Below are 15,933 nucleotides of genomic sequence, written 5' to 3'. Positions count from 1 at the left end.
TGTTAAATTTGAATAAACTATTTGCTTATTTGAGTAAATAGTTATTCAATATTATCCAAAATGACGCAATGATGTCATTTAAATTCCAAAAGAACTTTCAGTTTTAAATATCAAATAGTTAAATTTGTGAGATTAGCATACAAAATCAGATATAAGATAACATATAAACATGTCAGATAAAGCATCTATAAATTTAGACGGCACTTCTTATGACCTTCCGGTCATTGTAGGTACTGAAAATGAAAAAGCAGTTGATATTTCAAAATTAAGAGATCTAAGCGGATTTATTACATTAGACCCAGGATACAAAAACACGGGTGCAACAAAAAGTGCGATTACTTTCCTTGACGGTGAAACAGGTATATTGAGATATAGAGGATATCCAATTGAGCAATTGGCGGAGAAATCTACGTTCTTAGAAGTTGCTTATTTGTTGATCTACGGAGAACTTCCGAAAAAAGAGGTATTGGAAAAATTCAGAGCTGACATCAAAAAGCAAATGATGATCCACGAAGATATGAAGAATTTCTTCGCTGGATTCCCATCCAAATCCCACCCAATGGGCCAACTTTCTTGTTTAGTGGGCGCATTATCTGCATTTTACCCTGAATCTTTAAATCCAAACTTAACTGACGAAGAAGAAGATCAAACGATCATCAATCTTTTGGCTAAAATGCCTACTATCGTTTCGTGGATTCAAAAGAAATCTTTAGGTCATCCAGTCGTTTACCCTAAAAACAATTTGGGTTATATTGACAACTTCTTGAATATGCTATTCGGCGAAGTTAACGACGAAAAAACATTCGATCCTGTTGTCATCGATGCTATGCACAAATTGCTTATTTTACATGCTGACCACGAACAAAACTGTTCGACATCAACAGTTCGTATCGTAGGCTCATCCAATGCGAACCTTTATGCTTCTGTTGCCTCTGGTATCAATGCATTATGGGGTCCTTTACATGGTGGTGCCAATCAAGCGGTAATCGAAATGTTGGAAGCGATCAAAAATGATGGTGGTGATGCAGAAAAATACCTTGCAAAAGCCAAAGATAAAAATGATCCATTCCGTTTAATGGGATTCGGTCACCGTGTATACAAAAACTTCGATCCACGTGCTAAAATCATCAAAAAAGCATGTGACGATATTTTAGAAAAATTAGGTGTTCAAGACCCAGTATTGGATATTGCTAAGAAACTAGAAGAAGCAGCATTGAATGATCAATACTTTATCGATAGAAAACTTTATCCAAACGTCGATTTCTATTCAGGTATCATCTATCGTGCGTTAGGATTTAAAGCAGATATGTTTACAGTATTATTTGCTTTGGGTCGTCTTCCAGGATGGATCGCGCAATGGAAAGAAATGCGTGAAAACAAAGAACCTATCGGCCGTCCAAGACAAGTATATGTTGGACATACCGAACGTAATTACGTTGAGTTCTCAAATCGTTAATTCGATTTATCACCATAAAAAAAGCATCCCTCGGGATGCTTTTTTTATGGTGATAAGGTTACAGATCCCATTCAAAAATACTATACTATAACACGTTATATAAACACAAAGCATATTATATTTATGAAAACATCATCAGCCAGAGGCTTACATAATCGATATCTTAATACTCAAATCTAAATACTAACATCTCTAATATGTCACGATAATCTACTTGTTAAGTATATTTTAATTTTTCCCTATCGAAATTCCCTGTTTTTCGTTAAGTTTGCGTATTCATTGGACGCTTATTAAAAATCATTATAAATAAGACTTGTTAGATACAATACTACATATCTTGGTTCCCATTGCTATTTTCACCTTTATAGCAGCATTTACCTTATTTGCAGTATATGCCGAACGTAAGATTGCGGGATTTGTCCAAGATCGTCTCGGACCAATGGAAACCGGGAAATATGGCAGTCTCCAGACTATAGCCGATATCCTTAAATTGCTTCAAAAAGAATTAATCACCCCTTCTTTAGCCGATAAAATTCTCTTTAGAATTGCCCCAGTTATTATTTTTGTGGCTGTCTTTACTGGATTTGCTGTTATTCCATGGGCTAAAGATTTTATTCCAGCCAATACACACACGGGATTATTCTTTATCATGGCTATTATCTCCATTGATGCCTTAGGGATTCTAATGGCTGGTTGGGGATCCAACAACAAATATTCACTGCTTGGATCCATGCGTGCAATTGCCCAAATGGTATCCTATGAAATACCGGTCGGGCTCTCATTGATCACCGTAGTGATGTTAACACAGACCCTAAACCTCAATGAAATTGCTATTGGTCAAGGCATTCTGACTAACGGAAGCATCAAGTTTTTAGGCTTTTGGGAAGTCAATGAGATTGGTGGTTTCTTCGCTTGGAATATTTTTCAAGCACCACATTTAATTGTAACCTACATCATATTTTTTATCGCAACACTTGCCGAATGTAACCGGGCTCCCTTTGATATTCCAGAAGCGGAATCCGAATTGGTGGGTGGTTTTCACACGGAATATGGCGGAATTCAATTTGCCTTTATTTTCCTCGCCGAGTATGCCATGATGTTTTTGGTATCGATGCTGGGTGTTGTCCTGTTCCTAGGTGGCTGGAATACACCACTCCCAAATATTGGCGCGATACGGTTGGCCGATTGGACAACAGGCCTGGCCTGGGGAATCTTTTGGACCTTGGCCAAGTCATTATTTATTGTAGGGATACAAATGTGGATTCGGTGGACTTTACCCCGATTACGTGCCGATCAATTGATGAGCTTATGTTGGAAGGTATTGACACCCTTAGCTTTTATTTGCATGGCTATTTCTGCCATTTGGAGAATTTTAATTATAGCATAAGATATGATATTTAAGACGGCTTCCCACGCATTTCGTACGGCAATCAAAGGATTATCTTTGACTGTCAAGCACTTGTTTGGCGCTCGACGTTCGCGTCAGGAATTAAATATCAAAAACGACAACTACTTCGACCGTCAGGAGGGTATTGTCACAGTACAATATCCTGCCGAAAAAATGCCTATCCCCGAAGTCGCTCGCTATCAATTGCAAGTCGATATTGATGATTGCATCGTCTGTGACCTTTGTGCCAAAGCATGTCCCGTAGACTGTATTGAAATTGAAGCGATCAAATCACCAGAAGCGATCGGAAAGACTTCAGACGGTAGCGTCAAGCGGTTATATCCAGCCAAGTTCAATATTGATATGGCCAAATGTATGTATTGTGGACTATGTACGGTTGTTTGCCCTACCGAATGCATTGTCATGACCAATGAATACGATCGTAGCTCGCAAAAGTTAACTGATCTGATCTACGGCTTTTCAGATATGACCGACGAACAAGTTGCACAACGAAAAGCAGAATGGACACAATTTCAAGCTGAAAAGGAGGCGGCAAAGCAAAAATAAAAGCATGGAAACTATTTTATTTTATGCCTTTGCCACACTGGCAATCGGATCTGCCCTTTTACTGGTAAATCTTAAAAATATAGCCCGCGCCCTATTTCTATTTTTCATTGTACTCTTTGCCATGGCTGGCCTATACCTATTTGCATTGGCAGATTTTGTAGCCATCACACAGATCATGGTTTATGTAGGCGGTGTGCTGATCCTTATGCTATTTGCCTTTATGCTTTCCAACAAAGAACTATTGAAAGATCTTCAAGACAGCAGTGGCTCATTTTTGAGCATGCCCAAATGGCAAGCAGTTGTATTGGCGGTAGGTTTTCTGGTACTCATGATCTTTGGTATTATAGAATGGCATCAATCCATTCCTACCTGGATCCAACAAGCCAAAGAAAATAATACTGAGATTGTTCCAACAGATAATAATATCCAACAAATTGGATTACGATTTATGACTTTTTATGTACTACCCTTTGAAGTCATATCGGTCTTTTTAATGATGGCGCTGATTGGAGCATCACATTTATCCAGAAAGGAGCGCAACAGATGATTACATTAACGCATTTTTTGGTTGTCAGTGCTTGCATCTTCTGTATCGGCCTTTATACGGTTCTTTCCAAGAAAAATGCCATTATGATTTTGGTAGGTATCGAATTGATGATTAATGCGGCCATTCTAAACTTTGTAGCTTTCGGCAAATACGATAAAGTCAGTTATGGTGGGCAGATTTTCGCCCTATTTGCTATTGTTCTTGCTGCTGCTGCGGTTGCGGTTGGATTAGCATTGGTATTAAATGTCTATAGGCATTATAAGACCATCAATCCGGATGAAATCAATGAATTAAAAGATAAGTAAGAATTGGATCAACTTGCTCACATATCACCTCTATACACAGCACTGTTTACAGTCGTTGCGCCATTTATTGCATTTCTATATCAGGCAATGGCAGGCAAGCGCGATCAGTCAGGGGTTATCTCCCTGATCGGCATTATCTTGAGTTTTATATTTGGCGGACTTACCTGGTTAACAATCTGGAATCATCCGATCGTGTCTGCCCAAATAAACTGGTTTACCATTGGTGCATCTACTTTTAAAGTCGGCATCCTATTGAATAACCTGAATGCACTCATGTTGTTTCTCGTTCCGACAGTTGCCCTTCCTGTACACATCTATTCGAGAGCGTATATGAAAGGGGATACGGGAATCCATCGTTATTGGATGTATCTTAGTCTCTTCTGTTTTGCTATGTTGGGATTGGTCGTTATGGATAGCCTGTTGCTCATGTATATCTTTTGGGAATTGGTAGGATTTGCCTCTTACCTACTCATTGGTTTCTGGTTCACACGAGAAACGGCTGTACAGGCCAACAAGAAAGCATTTATAGTAAACCGCATCGGAGACCTCGGTTTTCTGATCGGCCTAGCCATAATATTTACACAGTTCAAAACCCTCAATTTGGTCGACCTTTTTGGTGAAGGAGGTCTTATTTATCAATCTAGCATCACTGGCGGACTATGGGTCTCTCCGGTCAACAGCATGGATCAGATCTGGTTAACGATAGCCGGACTGGCATTTTTCCTTGCCGCTATGGCCAAATCAGCTCAATTTCCTCTACATGTCTGGTTGCCAGATGCCATGGAGGGACCAACATCAGTATCTTCACTCATCCATGCTGCCACCATGGTCGCGGCGGGTGTGTTTCTACTCGCCACAGTATTTCCGTTATTCAACGAAAGCGCATTGTTGTTTATTGCTATCATAGGTACGATTACAGCGGCGTCCGCTGCTTATTTTGCATTAGGTCAATACGATATTAAACGTATCCTAGCCTTTTCGACCATTTCACAATTGGGTTTTATGATGGTCGGAATTGGGATAGGAACTTGGGATGCCGCACTATTCCATTTGGTCACACACGCCTTCTTTAAATGTCTCTTGTTTCTTTCCGCCGGAGCTATTATCCATGAGATGGCACACCTCAAAGCACACAGCCACCTTGGCTTCGATCCACAGGACCTGAGGAACATGGGTGGACTGAAAAAATACATGCCGAAAACTTTTATCCTGATGAGTGTTGCCTCATTGGCACTAGCTGGGTTTCCACTCACATCAGGTTATCTTTCCAAAGATAGTATTATCATATCTTCCTTTGAATGGGCTCTGTCAAAAGGCGACTTATACCTTATTATCCCAATAAGTCTTATTACAGTCAGTATTCTGACCGCGTTTTATATTGGTCGCTTAATCTTTAAGGCTTTTTTCGGTGACTTCCGAATGCTGGAGCAAGTCAAGGATAAATTGCATGGTACGGCCTTGCATGAAGCACCCAAAACCATGTTGATCCCCATGTTATTATTGGGTATTTGTTGCCTATTCCCGCTATTTTCTCTCAACCCCGTATCCTATCATGACTCCTGGCTGATGCATGGTCTATTATTAGATGAATATACCTTTGCACCTAGCCATAGTGCTCACTTGATTATTCCATTAATCTTATTGATCGGTTCGGTCATCAGCTGGACAATCGGCTGGAAATGGTATGTACAAAACAAATATCCACTCAATGCATCTAGCTTTGCACTGAAAGCATCGTTCAATCAAGGTTATATCAATGAACTATACCAATGGATATTTGTTAGGGGCACACTAAAACTGGCTAAGTTCTGTTATTGGTTTGATCGCTTTGTTGTAGATGCCCTAGTCGCTTTTATTCAGTTTATCGTCTTATCCCTCTCCCAGTTGAGTGTGTGGATAGACAAATATATTGTAGACGGCTTTGTCAATGCTGTTGCTTCTGTAGCTTACTGGACTGGTAACCAAGTTCGCTTGGTACAGAACGGCAAATTACAGACGACATTGTATTCCGTTTTTCTATTCGTTTTACTTGGTTTAATTTATCTTATATTTTTTTAGGAAATGCCTATTTTATCCTTACTGATATTTTTACCGCTTCTGGCGACGGCGTTTATCCTCGCCCTACCAACACGATATAAATCGAGTTACAAATATATTGCTTTAGCATTTACCGCAGTGCAATTTGTACTTGCCGGTATTTGTTATGTAAAATTTGACGCGAGCCAAACAGGCGTCCAGGACCTTGCAGGATACCAATTTGTTGAACAGATTCCCTGGATTCGTCTGGATCTGGGCTCTATTGGAAAATTAGAGATAGATTATCTCATCGGAATAGATGGTATTTCCATGCCATTATTACTATTGAGCGCTTTTGTCATGCTGATGGCGATCGGTGCTTCTTGGAATATACAGAAAAGCCCCAAAGGATATTTCGCCTTACTTATGGTACTCAACATGGCTGTGATGGGTATTTTCTGTGCGTTGGATTTCTTCCTGTTTTATTTATTTTATGAGGTCATGCTCCTCCCACTCTATTTCCTGATTGGTATCTGGGGCGGGGCACGCCGTGAATATGCCGCCATAAAATTCTTTCTCTATACACTCTTTGGTTCGGTATTTATGCTATTGATCATTGTAGGCTTATATTTTTCAGTTATCAACCCCGTAACTGGGGCACATACCTTCAATATGATCTACATGATGAATCCCCAGAATTATTTAGGAGACTCAATCTTCGCGTGGGATGGTTATCAAGAAATATTGGGTATTTCGGCCAGATTGATTGGTTTTGTGGTGCTCTTTTTTGCTTTTGCGATCAAAGTACCGATAGTACCATTACACACCTGGCTACCTGACGCACACGTAGAGGCTCCAACACCAGTATCCATTATTTTAGCAGGTATCCTGTTGAAAATCGGTGGCTATGGTATTATCCGTATCTGCTATAGTATCTTCCCGGACATGGCGGCACTATCCAATTGGTGGCTTGGACTGATCGGCGTCATCTCCATTATCTATGGGGCGTTAAACGCCCTGACTCAAAAAGATTTAAAACGGATGATAGCCTATTCATCGGTCTCTCATATGGGTTTTGTATTGCTTGGCATAGCCTCATTGACCGCCGAAGGAGTTTCTGGTGCGATGTTCCAGATGATTTCCCATGGTTTTCTATCAGCGGCACTTTTCTTTCTTGTTGGCGTGGTTTATGACCGTGTGCATGATCGAAACATCTATAGCTTCAGAGGTTTAGCCCAGCTCATGCCCAAGTATACCGGCTATGTTGCTGTTGCTTTCTTTGCTTCATTGGGACTCCCTGGGTTCTCCGCATTTATCGGTGAAGCATTTGTTATCATCGGTTCGTTCAATGCGGCGAGTGTCGGCACAGGGCTCCCTCGCTGGATGGCCTTAGCAGGTTCAATTGGTATCCTCTTGAGTGCAGCCTATTTGCTATGGACACTTCAACGGATGTTTTTTGGAGAGATCAGACTCAAAGGTGGCGAATCTTGGGCCAATGAATTGACCGATGTCAACAGCCGTGAACAACTGATTCTATTTCCTACCTTGGCTCTTGCGCTTTTACTGGGTATTATGCCATCCTTGGTATTTAGCAATCTAAATGCAAGTGTATTGAATCTCGTCAGCTTTATCCAACAATTTATTTAATTCAGCATGCTCGCATTCAGTCCATATATCAGTTCATTTATTGATCAAATTATCGTTAGTATTCCTTATTTCAAACCGGAATTAACGCTGATCATTACTTTTATAGGCACTATTATCGCGAGTCTTTTCGTTGATAAATACTGGGACAAAGCATCTTTTACTTTTACAATAGCTGGATTATTGTTGAGTGGTTGTTACCTATTGGGACAAGGGTTAAGCCATGTGGAAATGGTCGGATTCTTTGACATGATCCACATTGATACATTCGCAACATCGGCACGCGTGATTATCCTGCTGTCGACCCTATTGATTGTAATCTTTATTCAACAACGTCATCAGCACGATCGTCCTTTGGGCGATTTGTATGCGGTTGTATTGACAGCAACTTTGGGATTAAACCTCTTGACCATGTCGAGCAACTGGCTGATGATCTTCATCGCAGTAGAAACAGTATCGATCAGCTCTTACATTATGGTCGGTTATTTTTCGTCCACTAAAGTACAATCCGAAGCAGCGATGAAATATGTCCTCTTCGGATCTATATGTGCTGCCGTAATGCTCTATGGCCTATCGCTGCTTTACGGTTTCACGGGAAACTTAAATTTTGATACGCCAAGTCATATTGCAGGTCTGATGGAAGCCCCTAAGCTAATGATCAGTATTGCCCTCCTGTTTTTATTGACCGGTATTGGTTTTAAACTGAGTTTTTTCCCGTTTCATGTTTGGAGTCCTGACGTTTATCAAGGGGCACCAACCGTGATTACCACGTACCTAGCGACCGTACCTAAAATTGCCGTTGTCGTCCTACTATCCAAGTTGCTTGCTGCCTGGCTTGCAGTATCCTTTTATTTCAGTGATTTCTTGGCTTATGTTATCATCATTATAGCCATTGCGACCATGTTGATCGGTAATCTGGCGGCCCTGCGTCAACAGGATGCCAAGCGTATGATGGCCTATTCTTCTATTGGCCACACGGGCATATTGTTGATGGCAGTACTGGTCTATCAAAACAATGAGTCAAACGTTTTGCTGTTCTATTTATCAATTTATGCATTGATGAATATCGCTGTTTTTATTTTTATCAACAACTTGGAGGTCAGTCTAGGTAGCACTTCAATAGACTCTTATAAAGGATTGGGCAAACAGTCTCCTATATTATTCACCTCATTTTCGATCGTCTTAATCGCATTGATAGGCTTGCCACCTACCGCAGGATTTGTCGGGAAGCTACTCATATTTTCAAAAGTATTCGAGCAGTATCAAAACTTCCAATCCTTTGGTTTACTTGCTTTATTAATCGTAGGGGCACTGACATCTGTAATTTCACTTTTCTATTACTTTAAGATTCCGTTGAATGCCTTCCTAAGAGACAATGTAGACCACTATTCGGTCAAGTCTAATCCTTTGCTCCTCGGCATTGGTCTATTTTGTACGATTGCAGTGATCTTGCTTGGATTATTCCCAGACATATTATTGTCTTTATTTTAAAAAAACATTTTAATTCTTTTCTCAATAGTTGGTTTTTCCCATTCATTTTACTGTTTTTATACTACACCTGAAGTTAAGGATAACTCCATAATATATTTTATATTTGTAACATGATTAGTGCAATAGCAAATCCCATTTTTCAACGTGCTATCCAGGATTACCACGTATACGATCAGATTGATCATCCAATCCAGAATCCGTATGACAAACAATCCCTAGAACATCTACTGTACCTAAAGTGCTGGATTGATACTGTTCAATGGCACATGGAAGATGTTGTACGTAATCCTGCCATTGATCCCAAGGACGGTTTATACTGGAAGCGACGCATCGATGAGTCCAATCAATACCGCACAGATACAGTAGAATATATCGACAGCTATTTTTTACAGAAATACCAAACTATCGAAACACTGCCTTCAGCGAAAATCAACACTGAAAGTCCAGCGTGGGCCATTGACAGACTATCCATTCTGGCGCTAAAGATTTATCATATGGAGCAGGAGACACTTCGCTCAGATGCTTCTGAAGCACATATTTCTGCTTGTCAGCAAAAATTGAACATCTTGCTGGAACAACGTACAGATCTTTCACAAAGTATCGACGAATTGTTGACAGCGATTGAATCAGGTGAAAAATACATGAAGGTCTATAAACAGATGAAAATGTATAACGATCCTGAACTGAACCCTGTACTTTATACATCCGGAAAATAAAGACATGTCTTTGCCGCAGCGAATCATAGTAACCCGGTTTTCGGCCATGGGCGATGTCGCCATGGTGGCTTCTGTATTGAACGAATTTTGTCAACAACACCCTACGATAGAGATTATCATGGTGAGCCGCCATTTCTTTGCACCATTCTTTGATGGCATAAAGAATATCAAATTTCATGCAATTGAACCCAAGACAACCCATAAAGGCCTTTTGGGATTAATCAGATTAAAAAATGAGCTGGCTCAATACCGTGCAGAAGCTGTAGCTGACCTACATTTTAATTTACGTTCGCGTGTATTAGATGTATTATTTTCTCTTTCAGGAATAAAGGTCAAACAACTGGACAAAGGTCGCGCAGAAAAGCAAGCCTTGACGCGCAAAGAAAATAAGGTTAAGCATCAATTGAAGCTAACTGTAGAGCGCTATGCAGATGTATTCCGTGCTTTAGGTTTTCACTTTGAACTAAGTCACAAATTGGCTTCTAATTTGCAGGATGTCCCCAAAGCAGCATTTAGCATGTTTGGCAATTTCGAACGAAAAAAAATTGGTATCGCGGCTTTTGCGCAACACCAATATAAAATTCTTTCACTCGTAAAGATGGGACAGATCATAGACCATCTGACACATCATGGATATGATGTATTGCTCTTTGGAGGAGGTAAGGAAGAGTTTCAAATCGCGCAAAACTGGACTGAAAGTTTTCCAAACACCTATAATACCATTGGAAAATTTACGTTGAGAGAAGAACTGGATATCATATCAAATCTGGATCTGATGATCAGCATGGATTCCTCCGGGTTACACATGGCTTCTTTGATGGGAATACGATGTCTATCACTATGGGGCGCAACTCACCCATACGCGGGATTTACGGGTTATGGGCAGCAATATGATGACTGTATCCAAGTCGAACATCCCAACCGCCCAAGTGCTGTGTACGGCAACAAACCTTGTGATTGCGATGGTACAGAGGCGATTGATTTAATTACACCGGAAATGGTGATCGAAAAAATATAAAGGGGATGTAGCACTTTGCTGTACCACTACCGTTGTACCAATGATGAACATGGAAAAATATGATTATTCTTTAAAGGTTTAAGATGGATAAAATTTGTTTTATTATACTTCGATATGGAGATGAAGTAGATGGAGGTGCAGAAAAACATTGTCGTATGCTGGCAGAAAGACTTGTTGGGAAATATGAAGTTGATATATTGACGACCAAATTTATTGACTACAATACTTTTACTCCTTTCTACACGAATGATATAGATTATTTAAATGGCGTACGTATTCTACGTTTTGATTCTATTGATTTTGATAGTCAAAAAAGAGATCGTCTATGGAAAAAAGCACTCCGATTTCAAAAGATCAGAAGAAATTTATTCCGTTTAAAGAGTTTAAAATTTGTATCAGCAATCTTTCCTTCTTGGAAAGGAATGGCAAATGCGGATATGAATTATTTCAAATCGCATGGTTCGTATTCCCCTTCCATGTTATCCTACATTAAAAACCATAATCAAGATTATAAAGCGATTATCGGAATTACCTATTCTCAACCTAATACATTTTTTGGGACTCTTGTTGCCCCGGAAAAATCCATTCTTATTCCGACATTACATGAGGAAAGAGAAGCATTTCGTCCAATATTGACTCAACTATTCAGTAAAGTAAAACATATTGCATTCAATACTGTCGAGGAAAGAAAACTGGCAATTAATATCTTTGGAAGCGGCATCGCTAATAATAGTATTGTCGCCGTAGGTGTTGAAGTAGCTCCCCCACTAAATAAAGAAGAACTTTACAGTAAATTCAATCTTCCAGACGATTACTTATTATACTTTGGTCGAGTTTGCAATACAAAGGTCAGAACGTTAATCCCCTGGTTTTTGCGTTACAAAGAAAAATATCCTTCGGATCTAAAGCTAGTACTAACTGGCCGTATTTTTATGGATATAGTAGATCACCCTGATATCATTTATACAGACTTCGTTACAGAAGAAGAGAAAACAGCCTTGATTGAAAATGCAAAAGCTGTTATAAACCCTTCTCAATATGAAAGTTTATCTTTATTATTGTTAGAAACGATGGTTTTGGGTAGACCTATCTTAGTAAATGGAAAATCTGAGGTAATGAAGGAGCATTGTATTAGAAGTAATTATGCTGCTCAATACTATTCTTCTGAATCCGATTTTCAGCAAAAACTCTACCAGATATTACAAGGAGATAGCTCATCGATGAAATCAATGTCTATGTCTTATGTCGAACAGAACTATTCTTGGCCGTTAATTATCAACAAATTAACGCTTATAATTGATACAATCTAATGACTACCTGAATGACTATAGCTTTACTAATTTCAACTTATAACTGGCCAGAAGCCTTACAACGTGTGCTTGAAAGTGTATTGTTACAAATACGGAAACCAGATGAGATTCTAATTGCAGATGATGGTTCGGGTGACAGTACCAAAGAGGTTATTGATGCATTCCGCCTTAAAACTAATATTCCAATAAAACATGCGTGGCAAGAAGACAATGGTTTTCAAAAGACAAAAATATTGAATAAAGCATTAGCATTATGTAAGAGTGAATATATTATCCAAATTGATGGAGATATCATAATGTCTCCTCAGTTTATTGCAGATCATATAAAAATTAGTAAACCACATCACGTCATTACGGGAAGTAGAGCATCGCTTACCAAAGAGTTCACAATAGAGTTTTTGAAAAGTAAAAGGCCTATTGACTACAATTTACTTCGAAAAAACTCTCCTTATAAAATGAATGCTGCAAGAATTCCCTTTCTAACACCTATCTTTGCTTCAAGATACAAAACCAAAGGAAAGCATAGGTTTTATTCAAAAGGATGCAATATGGCATTTTGGATGAGTTCATTGATCAAAGTGAATGGTTTTAACGAGGATATGTACGAGTGGGGACATGAAGATTCCGAGTTGGTTGTACGATTATTGAAAATTGGTGAAAAAAAACTCTTTATGAAATTTAGTGGAGTAACCTATCATTTATGGCATAAGGTATCTTCCATGGAAAGAAAGAGCATCAATCAGACTATTTTAGAAAATACTGTTGCATCAGAGGATTTCAGAATAAAAAACGGTCTTGATAAATACTTAAATAAATGAATATAGCATACGATGCTAAACGATATTTTCTAAACAAAACGGGCCTAGGTAACTATAGTCGTGATCTTATACGGATATTGGAGACCTATTATCCCGAAAACAACTATATAAAGTATACCACAAAAATAGAAGGTGCCAATTTCGATTCCGAAAATTTGCAAAAAAATACTAGGCTACCCCATGGTTTTATAAATAAAACTCTTCCTAGTTTATGGAGAAATAGTACAATAATCAAAGATCTATTGCACGATAAGATCGATATTTATCATGGTCTTTCTGGTGAAATCCCAATTAATCTCCATAAAACTAGTATTAAATCAGTTACGACAATTCATGATCTGATCTTTATTCGATTTCCAGAGCTATATAAGCCTATTGACCGATATATATATAATCAAAAAGCGAAACATGCTGTTTTTCATTCGGATAAGATTATTGCCATCAGCCAACAGACTAAATCTGACCTATTGAATACCTATCAAATATCTGAAGATAAAGTTGAGGTTATATATCAAACATGTCATCCGGCATTTAAAACGCAAAAAACGAAAGAACAGCAAGATACAATACGAGCGAAATACAATCTTCCCGATAACTTCATATTAAATGTAGGAACGATTGAACCTCGAAAGAACGCGTTTCAAATTGTTAAAGCAATTGAGCAATTGGATATTTCGTTAATAATAATTGGACGGAAAACCAATTATGCGAGAGAAATAATAGAGTTCATTGAAAAAAAAGGTATGACAAATCGGGTTCTATTTATGGAAGGACTTAGTATGGACGAATTAGCGACCATCTATACCATGGCCGATTTATTCATCTATCCTTCAAAATTTGAAGGATTTGGTATCCCTATAATTGAAGCATTATATTCTGGTTTACCAGTAATTACCTCCAACTCGGGAGTCTTCCCAGAAGCTGGTGGACCATCATCTTGTTATATTAATCCAGAAGATATTGGCGATATACAATTTACGATTGAATCAATACTTTCATCTGATTCAACTCGTAAAGAAATGATCAGTAAAGGGCTAGAATATGTAAGACGATTTGATGAAGACCATATAGCGAATCAGCTTATCCAATGCTACAAAAATTTGCTCTAGCTATTCTGGTTTCAATACTGTAATACGTTGCTGCAGTTTTTTCCAGTGATTTGCCCTGTCTTTATAAAGTAGTATTTTACCCAACTTATATTTAAATTGAAGAATTCCTTTGTAATCGAAATCCGCTAAACGATACCCCACCTCAGGATTTTCATTTATCTCATCTTCAATGGCCTTTGTGTATACAGTAGGTCCAGTCATTTTGTGCACATCATTTGGATATTTATTTCCTTCGATATTTTCGATAATATAAGCAATTGTTCGCTTTAGAAAAGGGTGGCCTTTTGCGTAAATCAATCCCCATTGTGCAAAAAGATCCGGATGATTCTTCTCTCTAGCAATAAATGCCATATCATCCTGTCGAATATGTTTATCCAATGACACTAAAATATCGCTATCCATATCCAAATAAACACCACCATGAATATAGAGCACCGCATAGCGAAAAAAATCAGCTTTAGCCGCGCCAATTTGCAAGCGAGTATATGCGTTATAGGTACGATTATCGAAGTTAGTCTTAAAAAAGGTATCAATTTGCTCATCGTCATAAAACACCCTCTTCCAGTCCTTATTTTTCTGCAGATACATCCAAATATAAAAGCGTGTTAAAAGAGGTACCTTCTTCGTTTTAAACGTTTGATAAATTACCTTAGGAATCGACATATTTATTGTTTTAAGAATTTATTGAGGCCATTTGAACAGTACTGTAGTTTATTATCCATAGCATTCCTGAGAATGCGATCATTTTCGGGGAGCGATTCCCGCGAGGATTCTACATGATAAAGATGGTATCCAAGTGCTGAAAATTTGATATTATATCTTTTTATCCCACTATTGAACAGACGTTCAACAAACTCACTATCTTCTCTTCCCCAACCTACCATATCATTATTAAACCCATTTACCGCCATGATATCTCGCAAAAAGAAAGACATATTACATCCTCTAATCGCCTTATGGCTATATATGATTTCCTTACGCAACAACTTTGTCAGCCAAGGAGCTCGAAATGCTGTTATACGTTTCTCAAATCGGCTTTCAACTCCTCTTTTCATATAACTGAAATTTGGATAGATTTGGGGACTTCTAAGTATTTTTTGTGTAAAATCAGCTGTCAACAAACATCTTCCCCCTTGAAGAAAGAAGCCTTCTGTTGCATTGACAACATGATCTTTTACAAAATATTCGTCCAAAATCATATCACCATCAATCATGATCACATACTCGGTATTAATCAATGCAAGACCTTTATTTCTACTTTCCGCCAATCTAAATCCATGATCTTCATGCCAGGAATGTAACAACGGAATTTGCCATTTTCGCTGGAATTTCTTAATAACCGACACGGTTCTATCATCTGATCCATCATCAGCCACAACTACCTGATCTGGTTTCCAAACCTGATATTCTATAGAATTCAAGACCATTTCTAACGCGTCCGGCCGATTATAGGTCGTTATCAGTAAAGATACTTTCAATATTGCCTTATTTTTTTATACAAATATACAACTACAAATAATTTATAACGATATTAGATCCTCCTAAAGCA

Annotated in this window: 15 protein-coding genes; 13 read left to right on the top strand and 2 right to left on the bottom strand. The window is 38.5% G+C overall.

Translation table 11 applies throughout. From position 1 onward, the window contains the following. Positions 1-169: 169 nt before the first annotated feature. From LC454_RS10355 to LC454_RS10295, 13 genes are all read left to right on the top strand, one after another. Entirely contained in the window at positions 170-1,456 is a 1,287-nt protein-coding gene (locus LC454_RS10355; RefSeq protein ID WP_108635060.1) for a citrate synthase, read from the top strand. 313 nt (positions 1,457-1,769) lie between these two features. Continuing rightward, a complete protein-coding gene (gene nuoH, locus LC454_RS10350; protein ID WP_223582084.1) occupies positions 1,770-2,843 on the top strand; it encodes an NADH-quinone oxidoreductase subunit NuoH in 1,074 nt (357 codons plus the stop codon). Between the two features lie 3 nt (positions 2,844-2,846). Continuing rightward, positions 2,847-3,410, top strand: a complete 564-nt coding sequence (locus tag LC454_RS10345; RefSeq protein WP_120260076.1) for a NuoI/complex I 23 kDa subunit family protein — start codon at positions 2,847-2,849, stop codon at positions 3,408-3,410. 4 nt (positions 3,411-3,414) lie between these two features. After that, complete coding sequence (locus LC454_RS10340; RefSeq protein WP_223582082.1) at positions 3,415-3,957, top strand: NADH-quinone oxidoreductase subunit J; 543 nt, start codon at positions 3,415-3,417, stop codon at positions 3,955-3,957. Beyond that, complete coding sequence (gene nuoK / locus LC454_RS10335; RefSeq protein WP_104383957.1) at positions 3,954-4,262, top strand: NADH-quinone oxidoreductase subunit NuoK; 309 nt, start codon at positions 3,954-3,956, stop codon at positions 4,260-4,262. The genes LC454_RS10340 and nuoK overlap by 4 nt, the downstream gene beginning before the upstream one ends. Positions 4,263-4,265: 3 nt before the next feature. Beyond that, positions 4,266-6,320 carry an NADH-quinone oxidoreductase subunit L gene (locus tag LC454_RS10330; RefSeq protein ID WP_223582080.1) on the top strand — a complete coding sequence of 685 codons (2,055 nt, stop codon included), beginning with the start codon at positions 4,266-4,268 and terminating at the stop codon, positions 6,318-6,320. Positions 6,321-6,323: 3 nt separating this feature from the next. After that, positions 6,324-7,925 carry a NuoM family protein gene (locus LC454_RS10325; RefSeq protein WP_223582078.1) on the top strand — a complete coding sequence of 534 codons (1,602 nt, stop codon included), beginning with the start codon at positions 6,324-6,326 and terminating at the stop codon, positions 7,923-7,925. A 6-nt stretch (positions 7,926-7,931) separates the two neighbouring features. Next, positions 7,932-9,413 (top strand): NADH-quinone oxidoreductase subunit N, encoded by a 1,482-nt coding sequence (locus tag LC454_RS10320; RefSeq protein ID WP_223582076.1) that lies wholly within the window; start codon positions 7,932-7,934, stop codon positions 9,411-9,413. A gap of 110 nt (positions 9,414-9,523) precedes the next feature. Then, positions 9,524-10,129, top strand: coding sequence for a DUF4254 domain-containing protein (locus LC454_RS10315; protein ID WP_120260081.1), 606 nt, complete (start codon positions 9,524-9,526; stop codon positions 10,127-10,129). Positions 10,130-10,133: 4 nt separating this feature from the next. Further along, positions 10,134-11,147, top strand: coding sequence for a glycosyltransferase family 9 protein (locus LC454_RS10310; RefSeq protein ID WP_223582074.1), 1,014 nt, complete (start codon positions 10,134-10,136; stop codon positions 11,145-11,147). Positions 11,148-11,230: 83 nt separating this feature from the next. Beyond that, the gene (locus tag LC454_RS10305) at positions 11,231-12,457 is read left to right on the top strand and encodes a glycosyltransferase (RefSeq protein ID WP_223582072.1); all 1,227 of its coding nucleotides are present in this window, start codon (positions 11,231-11,233) and stop codon (positions 12,455-12,457) included. 11 nt (positions 12,458-12,468) lie between these two features. Continuing rightward, on the top strand, positions 12,469-13,275 hold the full coding sequence (locus tag LC454_RS10300) for a glycosyltransferase family 2 protein (protein WP_223582070.1): 807 nt from the start codon (positions 12,469-12,471) through the stop codon (positions 13,273-13,275). Next, positions 13,272-14,384: a glycosyltransferase family 4 protein gene (locus tag LC454_RS10295; RefSeq protein ID WP_223582069.1), complete on the top strand. Its 1,113-nt coding sequence runs from the start codon at positions 13,272-13,274 to the stop codon at positions 14,382-14,384. The genes LC454_RS10300 and LC454_RS10295 overlap by 4 nt, the downstream gene beginning before the upstream one ends. Here LC454_RS10295 and LC454_RS10290 read toward each other — a convergent pair whose 3' ends face one another. After that, positions 14,385-15,047: a glycosyltransferase family 32 protein gene (locus LC454_RS10290; RefSeq protein ID WP_223582067.1), complete on the bottom strand. Its 663-nt coding sequence runs from the start codon at positions 15,045-15,047 to the stop codon at positions 14,385-14,387. A gap of 2 nt (positions 15,048-15,049) precedes the next feature. Continuing rightward, positions 15,050-15,862 (bottom strand): glycosyltransferase family 2 protein, encoded by an 813-nt coding sequence (locus LC454_RS10285; RefSeq protein WP_223582065.1) that lies wholly within the window; start codon positions 15,860-15,862, stop codon positions 15,050-15,052. Positions 15,863-15,933: the final 71 nt, after the last annotated feature.

This window comes from Sphingobacterium sp. GVS05A, assembly GCF_019969845.1.
Taxonomy (GTDB): domain Bacteria; phylum Bacteroidota; class Bacteroidia; order Sphingobacteriales; family Sphingobacteriaceae; genus Sphingobacterium.
The sequence above is the reverse complement of the archived record's forward strand: the minus strand, read 5'-3'. Positions and strand labels throughout refer to the sequence as shown.

Coding starts and splice junctions, on each gene's coding strand:
- LC454_RS10345 (WP_120260076.1), top strand. CDS start 2,847: ATGATATTTAAGACGGCTTCCCACGCATTTCGTACGGCAATCAAAGGA.
- LC454_RS10305 (WP_223582072.1), top strand. CDS start 11,231: ATGGATAAAATTTGTTTTATTATACTTCGATATGGAGATGAAGTAGAT.
- LC454_RS10320 (WP_223582076.1), top strand. CDS start 7,932: ATGCTCGCATTCAGTCCATATATCAGTTCATTTATTGATCAAATTATC.
- LC454_RS10310 (WP_223582074.1), top strand. CDS start 10,134: ATGTCTTTGCCGCAGCGAATCATAGTAACCCGGTTTTCGGCCATGGGC.
- nuoK (WP_104383957.1), top strand. CDS start 3,954: ATGATTACATTAACGCATTTTTTGGTTGTCAGTGCTTGCATCTTCTGT.
- LC454_RS10325 (WP_223582078.1), top strand. CDS start 6,324: ATGCCTATTTTATCCTTACTGATATTTTTACCGCTTCTGGCGACGGCG.
- LC454_RS10315 (WP_120260081.1), top strand. CDS start 9,524: ATGATTAGTGCAATAGCAAATCCCATTTTTCAACGTGCTATCCAGGAT.
- LC454_RS10290 (WP_223582067.1), bottom strand. CDS start 15,047: ATGTCGATTCCTAAGGTAATTTATCAAACGTTTAAAACGAAGAAGGTA.
- LC454_RS10295 (WP_223582069.1), top strand. CDS start 13,272: ATGAATATAGCATACGATGCTAAACGATATTTTCTAAACAAAACGGGC.
- LC454_RS10355 (WP_108635060.1), top strand. CDS start 170: ATGTCAGATAAAGCATCTATAAATTTAGACGGCACTTCTTATGACCTT.
- LC454_RS10340 (WP_223582082.1), top strand. CDS start 3,415: ATGGAAACTATTTTATTTTATGCCTTTGCCACACTGGCAATCGGATCT.
- LC454_RS10300 (WP_223582070.1), top strand. CDS start 12,469: ATGACTATAGCTTTACTAATTTCAACTTATAACTGGCCAGAAGCCTTA.